We start from the raw sequence: 17011 nt of genomic DNA, 5'->3' as shown, positions 1-17011 counted from the left end.
CCGGGACGACTACTCTGGTAAATCGATTGCAGGAGGTTTCATGAAATTGCTACCGCTACAGGCTGCCCTGGCAGCCGTCCTGTTGAGTACCGCGGCAGGCCTGTCGGCCAAGCCGCTGGTGGTGTGTACCGAGGCCAGCCCGGAAGGCTTCGATATCGTCCAGTACACCACCGCCGTGACCGCCGACGCCTCTGCCGAGACAATCTTCAACCGCCTGGTCGACTTCCGTCCCGGTACCACCGATATCCAGCCGGCCCTGGCCGAACGCTGGGACATCAGTGACGACGGCCTGACCTATACCTTCCACCTGCGCGAAGGGGTCAAGTTCCACACCACCGAGTACTTCACACCCACGCGCGAGATGAATGCCGACGACGTGTTGTGGAGTTTCCGACGACAGCTGGACCCGAATCACCCGTGGCACAAAAAGACCAGCATCGGCTTCCCTTACTTTGAAAGCATGGGGTTCAAGGACCTGCTTAAAAGCGTCGAGAAGACCGACGATCACACTGTAGTCTTCTCCCTGACTCGCCCCGAAGCACCCTTCCTGCGTGACCTGGCCATGGCCTTCACCTCGATCTACTCCGCCGAGTACGGCGACCAGTTGCTCAAGGCCGACAAGACCGCCGACCTCAACAGCAAACCGATCGGCACCGGCCCATTCATCTTCCAGCGCTACAACAAGGACGCCCAGGTTCGCTACAAACCCAACCCGGATTACTTCCGCGGCAAGCCACCCGCCGATGCCCTGATTTTCGCTATCGCCAACGACAACAATGTGCGCCTGCAAAAGCTCAGGGCCAACGAGTGCCAGGTGGCGCTGTATCCCAAACCTGATGACATCCCCAGCATCAAGAACGACCCCAAATTGAAAGTGGCCGAGATGGAAGCGCTGACCACCGGCTACATCTCGCTCAACACCGAACACAAGTACCTGAGCGATGTGCGCGTGCGCAGAGCGATCAACATCGCTTTCGACCGCCAGACCCACGTTGACAGCCTGTTTGGCAAGGGCAACGCGCTGGTTGCGGTCAACCCTTACCCACCGAGCATGATTGGCTACAACACCGAGAACAAGAACCCGCCCCGCGATCTCGACAAGGCTCGTGCCCTGCTCAAGGAAGCCGGCGTGCCGGACGGCACGGTGCTGACCCTGTTCACCCGCAACGGCGGCGGCCCGACCAACCCCAACCCGCGCCTGAGCGCCGAGATGCTCCAGGCGGACCTGGCCAAGATCGGCCTGACCGTGGATATCCGGGTGATGGAATGGGCCGAGATGCTGCGCCGGGCCAAAAAGGGCGAAGCCGATATGGTTTCGGCCGGCTGGGCCAGCGACAACGGCGATCCGGACAACTTCCTCAGCCCGCTGCTGAGCTGCGATGCGGTGAAGAGTGGCGAGAACTACTCGCGCTGGTGCAATAAAGACTTCCAGAAGCTGATCAGCAAGGCCCGCGAGGTCACCGACAACAATGAGCGCGCAGCGCTCTATGTAAAGGCCCTGGCGGTGTACGATGAAGATCAACCGTGGATCAGCATGGCCCATCCGCAGATGTTTACCGCCATGCGCGACAACGTTGAGGGGTATCACATCAACCCCCTCACCAATAACAACTTCGCCACTACCCAGGTGAAGTAGAACAAGAACGACCGCCGGCGCCCTACCCGGGTGCCGGTGGACATGCCTGACCGGCTGATGAGGTACTTCAGAAGATGTTTAGTTTTATTGCCCGGCGACTGGGATTGCTGATCCCGACCTTCTTCGGCATCACGTTGCTGACGTTTGCGCTCATACGGCTGATACCCGGCGACCCGGTGGAGGTCATGATGGGTGAGCGCCGGGTCGACCCGGAAATGCACGCCCAGGCCATGGAACGCCTGGGGCTGAACAAGCCGCTGCCCGAACAGTACCTGGACTACGTCAGCAAGCTCGCCCAGGGTGACCTTGGCGAGTCGCTGCGCACCCGCGAAAGCGTCTGGACCGAGTTCCTCGCCCTGTTCCCGGCGACTCTGGAGCTGGCCTTGGCGGCCTTGTTCTTCGCCGGCATCATCGGCCTGCTGGCCGGGGTGATCGCGGCGCTCAAGCGCGGATCGCTGTTTGACCACGGGGTCATGGGCATCTCGCTGGCCGGCTACTCGATGCCGATCTTCTGGTGGGGCCTGATCCTGATCATGTTCTTCTCGGTAAGCCTGGGCTGGACCCCGGTGTCCGGACGCATCGACCTGCTTTACGACATCGAGCCGAAAACCGGCTTCATGCTCATCGACACCCTGCTCAGCGGCGAAGAAGGGGCCTTCAAGGACGCGCTGATGCACCTGATTCTGCCGGCCATCGTGCTGGGTACCATCCCGCTGGCAGTGATCGCGCGGATGACCCGCTCCTCGATGCTCGAAGTGCTGCGCGAAGATTACATCCGCACCGCCCGCGCCAAAGGCCTGTCGCCCGCCCGGGTGGTGTTCGTGCACGGCCTGCGCAACGCACTGATTCCGGTACTGACGGTGTTCGGCCTGCAAGTTGGCACCCTGCTCGCCGGTGCCGTGCTGACCGAAACCATCTTTTCCTGGCCGGGCATCGGCAAGTGGCTGATCGAAGCCATCGGCGCCCGTGACTACCCTGTGGTACAGAACGGCATCCTGTTGATTGCCTGCCTGGTGATCCTGGTCAACTTCGTCGTGGACATCCTCTACGGCCTGGCCAACCCACGCATCCGTCATCAGCGCTGAGGCCTTTGTCATGACTACCCCACTTCCGAAATCTGTCACCACCCCGGCCACCGCCGTCGACACGAGCCTGCTCTACCCTTCGCCGTACAAGGAGTTCTGGCAGGCCTTCTCGCGCAACAAGGGCGCGGTCGCCGGGCTGATGTTCATGAGCCTGATCGTGTTTTGCGCGCTGTTTGCACCCTGGGTCGCCCCGCACAGTCCCAGCGAGCAGTACCGTGACTTCCTCCTGACCCCACCGGTGTGGCTCGAAGGCGGCAACTGGCAGTTCATCCTCGGTACCGACGAACTGGGCCGCGACCTGCTCTCGCGACTGATCCAGGGCTCGCGACTGTCGCTGCTGATCGGCCTGTCGTCGGTGGTGATCTCGCTGATCCCGGGGATCTTCCTCGGCCTGTTGGCCGGGTTCTTCCCGCGCATCCTCGGGCCGTCGATCATGCGCCTGATGGACGTGATGCTGGCCCTGCCCTCGTTGCTGCTGGCAGTGGCGATTGTCGCCATCCTCGGCCCTGGCCTGATCAACACCGTGATCGCCATTGCCATTGTCTCGCTGCCGTCCTATGTGCGCCTGACCCGTGCAGCGGTGATGATTGAACTGAACCGCGACTATGTCACCGCCGCCCGCCTGGCCGGTGCCGGCCTGCCACGGCTGATGTTCGTTACCGTGCTGCCCAACTGCATGGCGCCGTTGATCGTGCAGGCCACCTTGAGCTTCTCTTCGGCGATCCTCGACGCCGCCGCCCTGGGCTTCCTCGGCCTGGGCGTGCAACCGCCAACGCCCGAGTGGGGCACCATGCTGGCCTCGGCCCGCGACTACATCGAACGCGCCTGGTGGGTAGTGAGCCTGCCTGGCCTGACCATTTTGCTCAGCGTGCTGGCAATCAACCTGATGGGTGACGGACTGCGCGATGCGCTGGACCCGAAACTCAAGAATGCCGCCTGAGGAGATCGCCATGTCACTTCTACAAATAAAAAATCTGAATGTGCGCTTTGGCGACGCCGATGCGGTACCGGTGGTCGACGGCCTGGACCTGACGGTCAATGAGGGGGAAGTGCTGGCTATCGTCGGTGAGTCGGGCTCGGGCAAGTCAGTGACCATGATGGCGCTGATGGGCCTGATCGACGCCCCCGGACGTATCACTGCCGACGCCCTGACCTTCGACGGTACCAACATGCTCAAGCTCAGCGGCCGGCAACGGCGCAAGGTGGTGGGCAAGGACATGGCGATGGTCTTCCAGGACCCGATGACCGCGCTCAACCCCAGCTACACCGTGGGCTTCCAGATCGAGGAAGTGCTGCGCCAACACCTGGGCCTGCGCGGCAAGGCCGCTCGCCAGCGCGCTCTGGAGCTGCTCAAGAAGGTTGAAATCCCCGGCGCCGAAAGCCGCCTGAACGCCTACCCGCACCAGCTTTCCGGCGGCATGAGCCAACGGGTGGCGATCGCCATGGCGATTGCCGGCGAGCCCAAGCTGCTGATCGCCGACGAACCGACCACGGCCCTGGACGTGACCATTCAGGCGCAGATCATGGAGCTGCTGCTCAACCTGCAAAAAGAGCAGAACATGGCCTTGATCCTGATCACCCACGACCTTGCCGTGGTCGCCGAGACCGCCAAACGGGTCTGCGTGATGTACGCAGGCCAGGCTGTGGAAGTCGGCCAGGTGCCGGAGCTGTTCAACGTACCGGCACACCCCTACAGCGAAGCACTGCTGGCCGCGATCCCCGAGCACAGCGAAGGCGCCGAACGCCTGGCGACCCTGCCGGGCATCGTCCCCGGGCGCTATGACCGCCCTGAAGGCTGCCTGCTTTCACCGCGCTGCCCCTATGTGCAGGACAGCTGCCGTCGGCAACGGCCAACCCTCGATCCCCAGGCCCATAGCCAGGTACGTTGTTTCTACCCGCTGAACCAGGAGGTGGCGTAATGACTGTCGTCCTTACCGCCCGTGAACTGACCCGTCACTACGAAGTTTCCCGTGGCCTGTTCAAGGGCCATGCCCTGGTACGCGCACTCAACGGTGTGTCCTTTGAACTGGAAGCCGGCAAGACCCTGGCCGTGGTCGGTGAGTCCGGCTGTGGCAAGTCGACCCTGGCTCGCGCCCTGACCCTGATCGAAGAGCCCTCCTCCGGTTCGCTGAAAATTGCCGGCCAGGAAGTCGCCGGGGCCAACAAGGCCGAGCGCAAGCAGTTGCGCAAGGACGTGCAGATGGTCTTCCAGAGCCCCTATGCCTCGCTCAACCCGCGGCAGAAGATCGGCGACCAGCTGGGCGAGCCGTTGCTGATCAACACCAACCTGTCCAGGGCCGAACGTCGCGCGAAGGTCCAGGCGATGATGCAGCAGGTCGGCCTGCGCCCTGAGCATTATCAGCGCTATCCGCACATGTTTTCCGGTGGTCAGCGCCAGCGTATCGCTCTGGCCCGGGCAATGATGCTGCAACCCAAAGTGCTGGTGGCCGACGAGCCGACGTCCGCACTCGACGTGTCGATCCAGGCCCAGGTGCTGAACCTGTTCATGGACCTGCAGAAAGAGTTCAACACCGCCTATGTGTTCATCTCCCACAACCTTGCGGTAGTGCGCCATGTGGCCGACCAGGTGCTGGTGATGTACCTGGGCCGTCCGGCGGAAATGGGGCCCAAGGAGGACATCTACAACAAGCCGCTGCACCCTTACACCCAGGCGTTGCTGTCGGCCACGCCGACCATTCATCCGGACCCGCTCAAACCGAAGATCAAAATCTCCGGCGAGCTGCCCAACCCGCTGAATCCGCCGTCTGGCTGCGCCTTCCACAAGCGTTGCCCGTACGCGACCGAGCGTTGTGCTGCTGAGGAACCGGCGTTCAGGCAGGTGGGGACGCGGCAGGTGGCATGCCATTACGCTGAGCAGTTCCTGTAACTGTATCGCGGGTCAAGCACGCTCCCACAGGGCACACTGTAGGAGCGGGCTTGACCCGCGATCGGGCACTCCATCACTATCGCGCAATGACCCCTGAGCCAATCCCCGACGGCCCGCAACAAACCCCGGAAACCGCCGCCACCGTCCTGCGGTACCACCTGTGCTGGAAGCATCGCGACCTGGACGGGGTGATGGCCTTGTATCACCCCGATATCCAGTACAACGATTTCTTCCAGAACCGTGTCCTGCACCTCGATGAGCTGCGTGAGTACGTGCGCGTGAGCATGCCCCGCGAAGCCGATGAAGACATCGTCCACAGCGACCGCATCCGCGTCGATGGCTGTACCGCCTTCATCCAGTACCAGGTCACCCTGCGCGGTGGCGAGGGCCTGGTGGCGTTCCAGTCCAGCGAAGCGATCACCGTGCGCGACGGGCTGATCTGGCGGGTCAACGAATATGCCTCGCTGGTCCGTGCCCCCAGCCAGGACACCGGCCACAATGACCTGCGCCCGGCCGTCAGCCGCCTGGGCCTGTCACCACGCCAGTTGAGCTTCATGGCCCAGGACCTGGAGCAGTACTTCCAGCGCCAGCAACCCTACCTCGATCCGGAACTGGACCTGCAACGGGTGGCTCGCGAAAGTGGCTACAGCCGCAACCAGATCTCCTACCTGCTCAATCAGGTGCTCGGCCAGAGCTTCTACCGCTACGTCAATCAGGCGCGCCTGCAACACTTGCTGACCCGCCTGGGGGCCAGCGCTACGGTCGCGCCCATCGACGAGCTGGCGTTTGCCGCCGGCTTCAACTCGCTGTCGGCATTCTACAAGTGCTTTCGCCAGCACACCGGCCTGTCGCCCAAAGCCTATGTGAAGCAGAATTCTCTGCGTGCACGCACGTAAGACACAGCCCCCCGCAAGCTTCTAGGATCGCCACAGACCGTTTTGATGTGGAGCCGAACAATGCTGGCATGGCGCAGTATCAGCCTGTGGATGGACCAACTCGATGAGCCGTTGAGCGCACGCCCCGCGCTGCAACAGGACCTGGACGTCGACGTTTGCATCATCGGCGCCGGTTATACCGGCCTGTGGACCGCCTACTATCTCAAGCGTCTGGCACCGCAGTTGAACATCGCCATCGTCGAAGCGCAGATTGCAGGCTTTGGAGCCTCCGGACGCAATGGCGGCTGGCTGATGGGCAATCTGCTGGGCGAAGACCGCCTGCTCGCCGGTTGCTCGGCCGAACAACGGCGTGCGGCTTACGACCTGCTGCACGGCATTCCCGATGAAGTCGCCCAGGTACTGCAACGCGAAGGCATCGACTGCGACTATCGCAAAGGTGGCGTGCTGTACTGCGCCGCGCGCTACCCCGAGCAGGAAACCAGCCTGCGCAATTACCTGAACAAACTCTACAAACAAGGCCTGAACGAGGCCGACTATCGCTGGCTGAGTCCCGGCGAGCTGGCCTCCCAGTTGCGTATCAGCCGCCCCTTTGGCGCAATCTTCAACCCCAATGTCGCCACCATCCAGCCGGCCAAGCTGGTGCGCGGCCTGGCCCGCACGGTAGAGGCCATGGGCGTGACACTCTATGAGAACAGCCCTGTAACCCAATGGCGCACCGGTGAGGTACGCACCTCGCAGGCACGGGTCAAATGCCAGTGGCTGGTGCCGGCGGTCGAGGGATACTCGGTCAACCTGCCGCCACTGGGCCGCTATCAAATGCCGGTGCAAAGCCTGCTGGTGGCCACCGAGCCGCTGTCCGATCAGGTCTGGGAGCAGATCGGCCTCGACCGCGGCCAGGCCTTCAGTGAGAACAGTCGCCAGGTCACCTATGGCCAGCGCACCCTGGACAACCGCCTGGTGTTCGGCGCCCGTGGCGGCTATCGCTTCGCCGGGCGCCTACGAGAAAACTTCGACCTCAGCGACAGTGAAATCGAACTGCGCCGCTACCTGTTCGGCGAGCTGTTCCCGCAACTGAAGAACGTCAACATCACCCACGCCTGGGGTGGCAACCTGGGCATGGCCCGGCGCTTCCAGCCGCACATGTTCTGCGACCGCAAACAAGGCATAGCCCTGGCCGGTGGCTACGGTGGCGAAGGCGTTGGCGCCAGTAACCTGGGCGGGCGAACCCTGGCCGAGCTGATCCTGGAGCGGCGCGGCGTGCTTACCGAGCAGCCCTGGGCCAGCCATGACCGGCCCCTGTACAGCCTGCCCGGCTGGGAGCCAGAACCCTGCCGCTGGCTGGGCTACAACGCGATCATCAAAAGCTTCGTCCATGAAGACCAGACCCTCGCCAACCCGGCCAGCGCTCCCTGGCGCCGACGCCTGGCCAGCGGCGTAGCGGACTTCATGGAAGGTTTCATGCGCTGACTTTTCGATCCCCCTGCACAGGATTCACCGCGATGAGCATTACTCAGTTCAAGAACACCGACAGCGTCACCCTGGCCGAATCCAACCCGGTGGCCGTCCCCCTCGGCGAGCCGGTCTCGATCGCCTCGGTCACCTGCGTTGAACGCAGCGATGGCGTTGAAACCGGCATCTGGGAATGTACCCCGGGGCGCTGGCGCCGGCAGATCGTCCAGCAGGAGTTCTGCCACTTCATCAAGGGCCGCTGCACCTTTACGCCGGATGGCGGCGAGCCGCTGACCATCGAAGCCGGCGACGCCATCCTGCTGCCGGCCAACAGTACCGGTATCTGGGACATCCAAGAGACCGTGCGCAAGACCTACGTGCTGATTTTCTGATCATTTGATCGCCTGCCTCCTTCGATAACAAACAGACCAAGCAAGGAATCCAGACATGCGCCCATTGCTCTTCGCACCCTTATTGCTGGCCGCCTCCGTCGCCCAGGCGGCCGATTCGGTGAAGATCTACAACTGGTCCAGCTACATTGCCCCCGACACCTTGAAGAACTTCCAGCAGGCCAGCGGCATCGTGCCGACCTACGACGTGTTCGACAGCAACGAAACCCTCGACGGCAAACTGATGACCGGCAACTCAGGCTATGACGTGGTGTTCCCGTCCAACCACTTCATGGCCCGGCAAATCCAGGGCAAGGCGCTCAAGCAACTGGACAAACGCCAGTTGCCCAACTGGAAGAACCTCAACCCGGTACTGCTCAAGGCCCTGGAGGTCAACGACCCGGGCAACCAGTACGGCTTTCCCTACCTGTGGGGCAGTACTGGCATCGGCTATAACATCAACAAGGTCAAGGCCGTACTGGGCGACAACGCGCCAATTGACTCCTGGGACCTGATCTTCAAGCCCGAGTACATCAGCAAGCTCAAAAGCTGCGGCGTCGCGGTGCTCGACAACGGCCCGGAACTGCTGCCGATTGCCCTCCATTACCTGGGCCTGCCGCACCACAGCCAAAAGCCGGAGGACTACGACAAGGCCAAGGATCTGCTGATGAAGGTGCGCCCGTACATCAGCTACTTCCACTCCTCCAAGTACACCGGTGACCTGGCCAATGGCGATGTCTGCGTGGTGGTGGGTTTTTCCGGTGATGTGCTACAGGCCAGAAATCGCGCCGAAGAGGCCAACAATGGCGTGAAAGTCGGCTACTCGATCCCCAAGGAGGGCGCGCCGATGTGGTTTGACATGGTCGCCATGCCGGCTGATGCGCCGGATGAAAAGGCCGGTTACGCCTACATGAACTACCTGCTTGAGCCCAAGGTGATGGCCAACATCAGCAACCACGTGCAGTACGCCAATGGCAACCTCCAGGCCGACACACTGGTCGACCCGGCCCTGAAGACCAACACCATGATCTACCCGAGCGATGAGATGCTCGGCACGCTGTATGCCCTGGAGGCAATGCCCGCCAAGATCGACCGCCTGCGCACGCGGATCTGGACCAGCATCAAGGCCGGCAATTGATCTATGTAGTGTTTCAACGCACAAGCGCCCCGGCAGACTGAAGGACGCCGGGGCCAGTTGGCATCCCGGCCTACCTTGAGCACTGACGAGGCCTGCCGATGCCACTGCGCGATCTTCCTTGTTTTCACCGTGATGTCCTGCGCGCGGGTTTTCTCCAGCATCTGAATCTGGCACACACAGCCGGTCTGCTCGACGACGAGGAGTACCGGCTGCTCCCTCTGCTCGCCTCCCCCACTGGAACGCCTGCGCCCACCGACCTTTGGCGGCTTGAAGGGCTCAACGCCCTGAGCGCCGAGAGCCAGGCCTTGCCCCTGGACAGCAGCGTACTCATCAGCGACAGAGCCGCCAGGGTATTTCTCTACACCCCGGATATCGGCCTGCAGCGCTTCATCGACCGCCACCAGGCCGAGGCTGAAATACTTAAGCAACTGAGCCAGCCAAGCACTGCACTGGCCTATGTACGCTATGCCACCCCGGAGCAACAAGAGTGGTTGGCCACCCGCCAGTTCGTCCAAATGCAGGTCAACCTGCTGGACCTGCCGCTGTTTGATCACCTGATGCTCACGCTCAACAGCAACCTGAACCGTGCGCTGTGGCAGATGCACCAGCTGTTGAGCAACCAGCCCGAGGCCGAACAGGCCATCAGCAACACCCTCAATCGCGCCCTCAAGGGCGCCGCGCAAGGACCGGCCTCGTTCGGCTACCTGGCCCCATATGCCAGTGCCGCCACCACACCCGCACCCCTGGACGACCTGCTGCTGGACCTGCTGCGTGAACCGCAGGCCAGGTTCAGCGGGCAATGGTTCATCAACGGTCACCCCAGCAGCGACCAGACAACGCCTGACACGGCTCTGCAACGCGCGCGCGAGATCCTGGCCAAGCAGTGCCAACGTATCCTTGAGCAATACTGGTCGAATGCCCCGGCAGGCAAACCCAGCCGCCGCGAGCAACTGGCGTCACTGCTGCGTTGTCGCCTGCAGCACGTCGTGGAGCAGGCCCACCGACAAGGTGCACTCGGCAGCCTGGATTACCGAAACCTGGCGAGCTGGCTGAATCCGGGCGACACACCCTTGCTGCGCACCTGCACAGTGGCGTTGATGGCTGCAGATCAGCCTGCAATCTTCCTCGATGCGTTGCTGGTCATCGCCTCCAGCAACCCCCACGACGAACCTTGCTTCACCTACAGTGCCCGCTATGGGCTAGAACGCTTCCCCAGCGCCAAGGCATTGCTGGCGAGTATCGACGCTCCCCTTTCCCGCACACGCTGGCTCGATTGCGCAGCACCCGGGCAACACCTGCGCTTAAGCACACTGGTGCTTGGCGAGAGCAAACTGATGGCCCTGGCAGCGTCGGGCTTGCAGCCTTTTGTCGACAACCTGCTCGACGGACAACGCCAGCGCCTGGCCGCCAGCCTGGCTCAGCCCAACAGCATCGACCTGCACGCCTGCTTCAAGCAGGCACGTGAACTGGGCAGCATGCTCGACCCGCAACTGGACGAGCTCGCCCCTCTGAGCCCCACACGTCCCTCGTTGAGCGTCCTGCAGCAGGTCACCGCCAGCCTGGCCAGCCCAGTATCGACCGGCAGCGATACCAAGCTGCTGCAACAGTTGCTGGACGACTATGGCCATATGCAAACCCAGCGCCCGGGATTGCGCGCCATCACCCAGGCACTGCTTCAACTGCACCTGGGTGGCCTATTGGCAACGCAACTGCCACTCACCGCCATCACCGTGCGTCCTACTCCCGCCCACGCCACGCAGCCGCTGCACGCCCTGGCCTGGCGTTATGTCGCGGCGCAGCAGGCGGCTGCGCCGGTTACGCAACACTATCAACTGGTCACCGAATCGGCTGACGCAGATGAGCTGGCCACACGCCTGCCTTGGGTCGTGGTGGATCAGGGCCTGCTCAAGGTCGCCCAGGCATTGCCTTTACGGCTGGAGAAAATCGTTGCCCGCGATGCCCAGTACACCCAAGCCTACCAGCGCCGTCTATTGAGCCTGTGCATGGCACTGGAACGGCGCCTGCCAGGTACGGCCCAACGGCCGCCGCCGACCTGGCTGAGGTCTGCCTTCCCAGGGCCGGCCACCACGGTGCAACGCTACAGTGACCTGCTCGCAGGCTTTGAACAGGGTGTGGCTGCAGGCCTGCCAGCCAACGAACTGAAGCGCCTGGCCCAGGGTTACGGCAGCCTCGACAGGGGCCTGCAGGCCCTGCAGCGTCTGAGCGACCTGGCCCTGGATCTGCAGCAAAGCAGCCAGTTGCCCGACTGGCTGGGCAAGGCCTCTTCAACACAGCGCCGACATTACCTGCAAGCGCTGCTCGGCAGCCTGGCCAGTGGCAGCGGCGCACGCGACTATCTGTTCGAGGTACCGACACTCGAGCAATACAGCCGTGACCATTTGCAAACGCAACTGGACCTGGATTTTGGCCCTGCCGGCCTGCGCGCTGAGGATATCCAAGTGACCAGCAACCGCTGGATCGCCGCCCCCGTAGCCATCGGCCAGATTCCCTCGGCGTTTCCCGCTGCCTATGAACGCAATCGCCAGTCCCTGGTGAGCTACGTCCAGAACCACTTCCATGACTGGCAAAACCCCATCCTGCATATCGAGCTGGCGACTGGCGTGCAGTTGCCCAATACCCTGAACGCCCACTACCTGCGCAACCTGGTCCGGCAACTGGATATCGGTGGGCGCTACCAGTTGCTGCTGCGCTCAACCTTCGATCCGAGCGACGCGCTTTATACGCAACGCTTGCAGCTGTTCTGCCAGCAGTTGCCTGGCCAATTGCTGGAAACTGCCTGGCGCGCACGGCTGCAGGGAGCGCTGGATGACCGCGGCCTGGCGTGCATTGAGCAACTGATGCTAATGCCGCAAAGCAGCAGCCGGGCCACTGTCGACGGTGGCAAGGTCGAGTTGATGCCGCTGGTGTTGCAATGCGCGGAACTGACCCCCGACCCGGTGCCTGGCCTGTGCCTGATCGGCCCCACAAGCCAAGGCCCGCTGCTACTCTACTGCCCCTATGAAGCGAGCGCCCCGCTGCGCCAGTTCCGCCATGAGCAGGACCTGCTGCAACAGCTCAAAACCGATTACTCGCTGCAACAATTGCTGCTGTCACGCCTGCCGCCGGACACACGCAAGCGCTATGCCCATGGCGGTTTCAGCGAGCCGCACCTGCCGGTCATCATCGAGTCCGACTTCGACCTGCCCTGGCCCAGACCAGCGCCACCGCAGCTGGTCCGGCAACCGATCCAGGGCAACATCCTGCACTGGTTGTTCCTGGACAATGCACAGCAGTTGCAGGCCATGGCCAAGGCCCAACTAATCACTGCTGACAGCGCTCGCTGGCAAGCATTCACCCAGCTGCTTGGCGAGCTCTGGCAAACCGTCAGCCTGTTCCTTCCGGGCAGGCTCGGTTCCCTGCTGGCAGTCTGGCAACTGGAACTGGCCGCCGTGCAGGCGCTGGACAGTATCGGCAGACGCCATTGGAGTGAGGCACTGGCCCAGCTGGGTTTGGGCCTGGTCCAGGCTCTGCTGCTCGACGGGAACAGCAGCTCAGGGGAGCCCAAGGCACAATTCTGGAACAACGTACGCAAGCTTGCGCAGTACGACACCACACTGCTGCACTATGAAGCCCCGGGACAGGAGCTGGCACCACTGCAACTGGACCCTTCGACCCAGGTCTATCGCTCGCTCACAGGCGATGACTGCTTTATCGACCTCAACAGCCGGATTTATCACGCACGCGAGTCGGCCAGCCACTGGTACCTGCAAACACGCGATGGCGAGCCCGGCCCAAGGCTGCTGCTAGGCACCAACAGACGCTGGCTCATCGACCCGGCCCAGCCCTTGCCGCTGGAGTACGGCGGGGCCCTGAGCCACCTCAGCAGTCGATTCAGCCGTTGGCGCGCCTCTCGTACTGACACGGTGATCCTGGCCGTCGGCATGCGCCGGATCCAACGCCTGTTCCCCGGCCACGCCCGCAAGATACGCGACGCCCATCGCATTGCCGTGCACCACCTGGTGACCTGCCACAGCAACCTGGACAGGGCTTCGGCCGCACAGCTATCGCCCGAGACCGCACAGATCCTGAAAGCGTTCTTCGAACTGCCCCAGGTGACCGATGACATTCTGGAACTTGTGCGTAGCAACGTGCAAAAGCTGCTCGCCAAGATGCTGGCTACGCAGTACTCCCCCTTGCGCTCGCAACGTTACGTCCTCGGCTCCGATGCTAGCGCGCCTGCCGGCACTCTGGCTTTTGTCCTGCCGTTCGACTACTCCGGGCAAGTGTTTCTGCTGGACGACTTCTTCAACTTCAGCCCCAGCAGCTATCTGCCATTGCAACTGATCTATCGTCCCGAGGAAGCTGCGGACATGACCCGGGCCATGACAATGCTCCACGAGTTTTCTCACCTAGCCTGTGCAACTCGGGATATCCGCTACCTGGATGGCACCACCCCTTACTCTGACTGGCTGGTCCTGGGCGAGGAGCGGACAAGGGTCGAAGAGCTGCATCAGGATGCTTTCTCGGTGCGCACCCCGGCCAACCAGCTGTTCATCGTGCAGACCCCGGCCGGGCATCTGCGCGACCTGCAGGCCAGTGACCGTAGCGGCCTACGCCTGATCCTCGAAATCACAGGCGCACGGGATCTGAATGATGCACGCATGGCGTTCTACAGCGATGTAAAAAAACGCGTGCGGATCATGCTGGCCAATGCCGACTCGCTGGTCCTGCTGATCTATCAATTGAGCAGAACGCTGCACACCTGAGGCTGCCAACAGGCCGAAAAAAACCCCGCTGGGCGTGCCCGGGCGGGGTTTGGCAGATCAATGATGCTCGCGGGTCGCACGGAACTTCACATCCGGCCAACGCTCTTCCATCAGCGCCAGGTTGACCCGGGTCGGGGCCAGGTAGGTCAGGTGACCACCGCCGTCGATGGCCAGGTTTTCCACGGCCTTGTTCTTGAATTCCTCGAGCTTCTTCTTGTCGTCGCAGCTGATCCAGCGCGCCGACCAGACGGTGATGGGCTCGTAGGCGCACTCGACCTTGTACTCTTCCTTCAGGCGGCTGGCGACCACATCGAACTGCAGCACACCGACGGCGCCGAGGATGATGTCGTTGCTGCGCTCGGGGAAGAACACCTGGGTCGCGCCTTCTTCGGCCAACTGCTGCAGGCCCTGGCGCAATTGCTTGGACTTGAGCGGGTCCTTGAGGCGCACACGGCGGAACAGTTCCGGGGCGAAGTGCGGAATACCAGTGAAGCCCAGAGCTTCGCCTTCGGTGAAGGTGTCGCCGATCTGGATAGTGCCGTGGTTGTGCAGACCGATGATATCGCCGGCCCAGGCCTCTTCCAGTTGCTCACGCTCGGAGGAGAAGAAGGTCAGCGCGTCGCCGATACGCATGTCTTTGCCGGTGCGTACGTGGCGCATTTTCATGCCCTTCTCGTAGCGGCCGGAGCAGATGCGCATGAAGGCGATACGGTCGCGGTGCTTGGGGTCCATGTTCGCCTGGATCTTGAACACGAAGCCGCTGAATTTCTCTTCGGTCGGCTCGACATTGCGCTCGTTAGCCTCACGCGGCAGCGGGCGTGGCGCCCAGTCGACGACGGCATCGAGCACATGATCGACACCGAAGTTGCCCAGTGCGGTACCGAAGAACACCGGAGTCAGCTCGCCGCGCATGAACTCGCCCTGGTCGAACTCGTGGCAAGCGCCCTGGACCAGCTCCAGCTGCTCGAGGAAACGCGCGTACTCGTCACCCAGGTGAGCGCGAGCTTCATCGGAGTCGAGCTTCTCGATGATCTTCACCTCGGTACGTTCGTGGCCGTGGCCCGGGGTGTAGACGATGATGTAATCGCCCGCCAGGTGATACACGCCCTTGAAATCGCGGTAGCAACCGATCGGCCAAGTGATCGGCGCAGCCTTGATCTTCAGTACTGCTTCGATTTCGTCGAGCAGTTCGATCGGGTCGCGGATGTCACGGTCGAGTTTGTTGATGAAGCTGACGATCGGCGTGTCACGCAGGCGGCAGACGTCCATCAGGGCAATGGTCCGCGGCTCGACCCCTTTACCGCCGTCGAGCACCATCAACGCCGAGTCGACGGCGGTGAGGGTACGGTAGGTATCTTCCGAGAAGTCTTCGTGGCCCGGGGTGTCGAGCAAGTTGATCATGTGTTCGCGATAGGGGAACTGCATCACCGAGGTGGTGATGGAGATACCACGCTGCTTCTCCATTTCCATCCAGTCAGAGGTGGCATGGCGGTCGGACTTTCGCGATTTCACCGTACCGGCAACGGCAATTGCCTTGCCCATCAGCAACAGCTTCTCGGTGATGGTGGTTTTACCCGCATCGGGGTGGGAAATAATGGCGAAGGTGCGGCGTTTCGCGACTTCGGCGGCCTGGTTGGTCATGGGAAATCGCCTGGCAGGTGATTCAAAAAGGGCCAGTATCATACCCGAAGTCGCTCGGGGACCAAAGCCTGAGGCCTCCGCCGGTCGCACGAAGCGACCAGTACGCTATTTACTTATGTCCAGCCAAACTGTCAGTGAAGCCTTCTAGGGTGACAGGTCCGCGATCAGGCATGTGCGCAACCAGTTCCAACGTACCGCCCATTGCTTCCACATAGTTGCGCAGGGTCGAAATCAACATGTCGCTACGCTTCTCGACCTTTGAAACATTCGCCTGGCGGATTTCAAGACGCTCGGCCATGCCTTCCTGGGTAAGCTCAAGCTGCTTGCGCAGCGCCTGGAGGGTCATTTCTTCACGGATCAATTCACGTCCGCGCTGCTCGACACGTGCCCGTCGTTCAGGGGCAAGGCTGCTGATGACTTCATCAAGTGTTTTCGACATGTCCTACACCTCCTGATAGATACCTGGCAAAGCGCTCATCGGCATGCCGGATCAAATTTCGGTAAAACCGTTGCTGGCTGACTCCGGTCTTGTCGCCTGCGACCAGAACAATGGCACAACGCTTGGGATCGAACGCAAACGCCACTCTCCAGACACCGCTTTGCACGTCAAACCGCAACTCCTTCATGTTGCGGTGCCGAGATCCCTTCAAGGTATCCACCCGCGGACGCCCAAGGGCGGGTCCACGATGCTCCAGCACCCTCAGCTGACCGAGTAGCTCGTCCTGAACTCTTTCATCCAGCCCATCGAAATCGGCAAGGAACTCAGGACAGAATCGAATTGACCATGGCAATAAAATACCTCCAGAGGGATATTCCCTCAAGTGAATATCATGATTTCTCCGCCGCAATGTTGAGCCTTGTGAGAATTGGCCGGATAGCAGACGCGTCAAAGGCTCCAAGGAGGAAACATCTGGTTTTTTCGTATGAATCCCCATGAATTTCGGGGATTAACGCTGGCCAAACGCCGCTTCAGATGGGAACCTTTACGGCTGTGGAGGCGTCCACTGCCCTGATACGCAATCGGTCATGACCGTTGGTCAGGGTTGGTTTCACCGGCACTACGAGCCTGACGAGGCTTCGCTTATGGCGTGTTCCGCTCCGTTTTCGGACAACGCGCTGCTTAT

The 17011-nt window shown here is 62.0% G+C and carries 13 protein-coding genes; 10 read left to right on the top strand and 3 right to left on the bottom strand.

Annotation, left to right across the window (positions count from 1 at the left end; genetic code table 11):
- Positions 1 to 40: 40 nt before the first annotated feature.
- The 10 genes from M5G17_RS06160 to M5G17_RS06115 all read left to right on the top strand — a co-directional run bounded on the left by M5G17_RS06160 (position 41) and on the right by M5G17_RS06115 (position 14246).
- Positions 41 to 1636: an ABC transporter substrate-binding protein gene (locus M5G17_RS06160; RefSeq protein WP_273892105.1), complete on the top strand. Its 1596-nt coding sequence runs from the start codon at positions 41 to 43 to the stop codon at positions 1634 to 1636.
- A gap of 74 nt (positions 1637 to 1710) precedes the next feature.
- Complete coding sequence (locus M5G17_RS06155) at positions 1711 to 2721, top strand: ABC transporter permease subunit (RefSeq protein WP_130263240.1); 1011 nt, start codon at positions 1711 to 1713, stop codon at positions 2719 to 2721.
- 10 nt (positions 2722 to 2731) lie between these two features.
- Complete coding sequence (locus tag M5G17_RS06150) at positions 2732 to 3661, top strand: ABC transporter permease subunit (protein WP_273892104.1); 930 nt, start codon at positions 2732 to 2734, stop codon at positions 3659 to 3661.
- Between the two features lie 10 nt (positions 3662 to 3671).
- Positions 3672 to 4640, top strand: coding sequence for an ABC transporter ATP-binding protein (locus tag M5G17_RS06145; protein ID WP_273892102.1), 969 nt, complete (start codon positions 3672 to 3674; stop codon positions 4638 to 4640).
- Positions 4640 to 5608, top strand: a complete 969-nt coding sequence (locus M5G17_RS06140; RefSeq protein WP_273892101.1) for a peptide ABC transporter ATP-binding protein — start codon at positions 4640 to 4642, stop codon at positions 5606 to 5608. Before M5G17_RS06145 ends, M5G17_RS06140 begins: the two co-directional genes overlap by 1 nt.
- A gap of 86 nt (positions 5609 to 5694) precedes the next feature.
- Positions 5695 to 6504, top strand: coding sequence for an AraC family transcriptional regulator (locus M5G17_RS06135; RefSeq protein ID WP_273892181.1), 810 nt, complete (start codon positions 5695 to 5697; stop codon positions 6502 to 6504).
- A gap of 60 nt (positions 6505 to 6564) precedes the next feature.
- On the top strand, positions 6565 to 7971 hold the full coding sequence (locus tag M5G17_RS06130) for an NAD(P)/FAD-dependent oxidoreductase (RefSeq protein WP_273892100.1): 1407 nt from the start codon (positions 6565 to 6567) through the stop codon (positions 7969 to 7971).
- 32 nt (positions 7972 to 8003) lie between these two features.
- A complete protein-coding gene (locus M5G17_RS06125) occupies positions 8004 to 8345 on the top strand; it encodes a cupin domain-containing protein (protein WP_273892099.1) in 342 nt (113 codons plus the stop codon).
- A 55-nt stretch (positions 8346 to 8400) separates the two neighbouring features.
- Positions 8401 to 9480, top strand: coding sequence for a polyamine ABC transporter substrate-binding protein (locus M5G17_RS06120; RefSeq protein ID WP_273892098.1), 1080 nt, complete (start codon positions 8401 to 8403; stop codon positions 9478 to 9480).
- Between the two features lie 98 nt (positions 9481 to 9578).
- On the top strand, positions 9579 to 14246 hold the full coding sequence (locus M5G17_RS06115) for a dermonecrotic toxin domain-containing protein (RefSeq protein WP_273892097.1): 4668 nt from the start codon (positions 9579 to 9581) through the stop codon (positions 14244 to 14246).
- Between the two features lie 57 nt (positions 14247 to 14303).
- On the opposite strand, the gene M5G17_RS06110 is transcribed toward M5G17_RS06115, so the two are convergent.
- The 3 genes from M5G17_RS06110 to M5G17_RS06100 all read right to left on the bottom strand — a co-directional run bounded on the left by M5G17_RS06110 (position 14304) and on the right by M5G17_RS06100 (position 16678).
- A complete protein-coding gene (locus tag M5G17_RS06110) occupies positions 14304 to 15887 on the bottom strand; it encodes a peptide chain release factor 3 (RefSeq protein ID WP_273892096.1) in 1584 nt (527 codons plus the stop codon).
- A gap of 109 nt (positions 15888 to 15996) precedes the next feature.
- Positions 15997 to 16326, bottom strand: a complete 330-nt coding sequence (locus M5G17_RS06105; protein ID WP_273892095.1) for an XRE family transcriptional regulator — start codon at positions 16324 to 16326, stop codon at positions 15997 to 15999.
- Positions 16310 to 16678, bottom strand: coding sequence for a type II toxin-antitoxin system RelE/ParE family toxin (locus M5G17_RS06100; RefSeq protein ID WP_273892094.1), 369 nt, complete (start codon positions 16676 to 16678; stop codon positions 16310 to 16312). Before M5G17_RS06100 ends, M5G17_RS06105 begins: the two co-directional genes overlap by 17 nt.
- Between the last annotated feature and the right edge of the window lie 333 nt (positions 16679 to 17011).

The sequence above is a fragment of the Pseudomonas rubra genome, assembly GCF_028656935.1.
In the GTDB taxonomy this organism is placed as follows: domain Bacteria; phylum Pseudomonadota; class Gammaproteobacteria; order Pseudomonadales; family Pseudomonadaceae; genus Aquipseudomonas; species Aquipseudomonas rubra.
Note: the sequence above shows the minus strand (reverse complement) of the source record. Positions and strands in the feature narration are given on the sequence as shown.

What these genes read in the sequence shown, in the direction of transcription:
- M5G17_RS06140 (WP_273892101.1), top strand. Translation starts at nt 4,640, where the DNA reads ATGACTGTCGTCCTTACCGCCCGTGAACTGACCCGTCACTACGAAGTT.
- M5G17_RS06145 (WP_273892102.1), top strand. Translation starts at nt 3,672, where the DNA reads ATGTCACTTCTACAAATAAAAAATCTGAATGTGCGCTTTGGCGACGCC.
- M5G17_RS06155 (WP_130263240.1), top strand. Translation starts at nt 1,711, where the DNA reads ATGTTTAGTTTTATTGCCCGGCGACTGGGATTGCTGATCCCGACCTTC.
- M5G17_RS06130 (WP_273892100.1), top strand. Translation starts at nt 6,565, where the DNA reads ATGCTGGCATGGCGCAGTATCAGCCTGTGGATGGACCAACTCGATGAG.
- M5G17_RS06125 (WP_273892099.1), top strand. Translation starts at nt 8,004, where the DNA reads ATGAGCATTACTCAGTTCAAGAACACCGACAGCGTCACCCTGGCCGAA.
- M5G17_RS06135 (WP_273892181.1), top strand. Translation starts at nt 5,695, where the DNA reads ATGACCCCTGAGCCAATCCCCGACGGCCCGCAACAAACCCCGGAAACC.
- M5G17_RS06160 (WP_273892105.1), top strand. Translation starts at nt 41, where the DNA reads ATGAAATTGCTACCGCTACAGGCTGCCCTGGCAGCCGTCCTGTTGAGT.
- M5G17_RS06150 (WP_273892104.1), top strand. Translation starts at nt 2,732, where the DNA reads ATGACTACCCCACTTCCGAAATCTGTCACCACCCCGGCCACCGCCGTC.
- M5G17_RS06105 (WP_273892095.1), bottom strand. Translation starts at nt 16,326, where the DNA reads ATGTCGAAAACACTTGATGAAGTCATCAGCAGCCTTGCCCCTGAACGA.
- M5G17_RS06115 (WP_273892097.1), top strand. Translation starts at nt 9,579, where the DNA reads ATGCCACTGCGCGATCTTCCTTGTTTTCACCGTGATGTCCTGCGCGCG.
- M5G17_RS06120 (WP_273892098.1), top strand. Translation starts at nt 8,401, where the DNA reads ATGCGCCCATTGCTCTTCGCACCCTTATTGCTGGCCGCCTCCGTCGCC.
- M5G17_RS06110 (WP_273892096.1), bottom strand. Translation starts at nt 15,887, where the DNA reads ATGACCAACCAGGCCGCCGAAGTCGCGAAACGCCGCACCTTCGCCATT.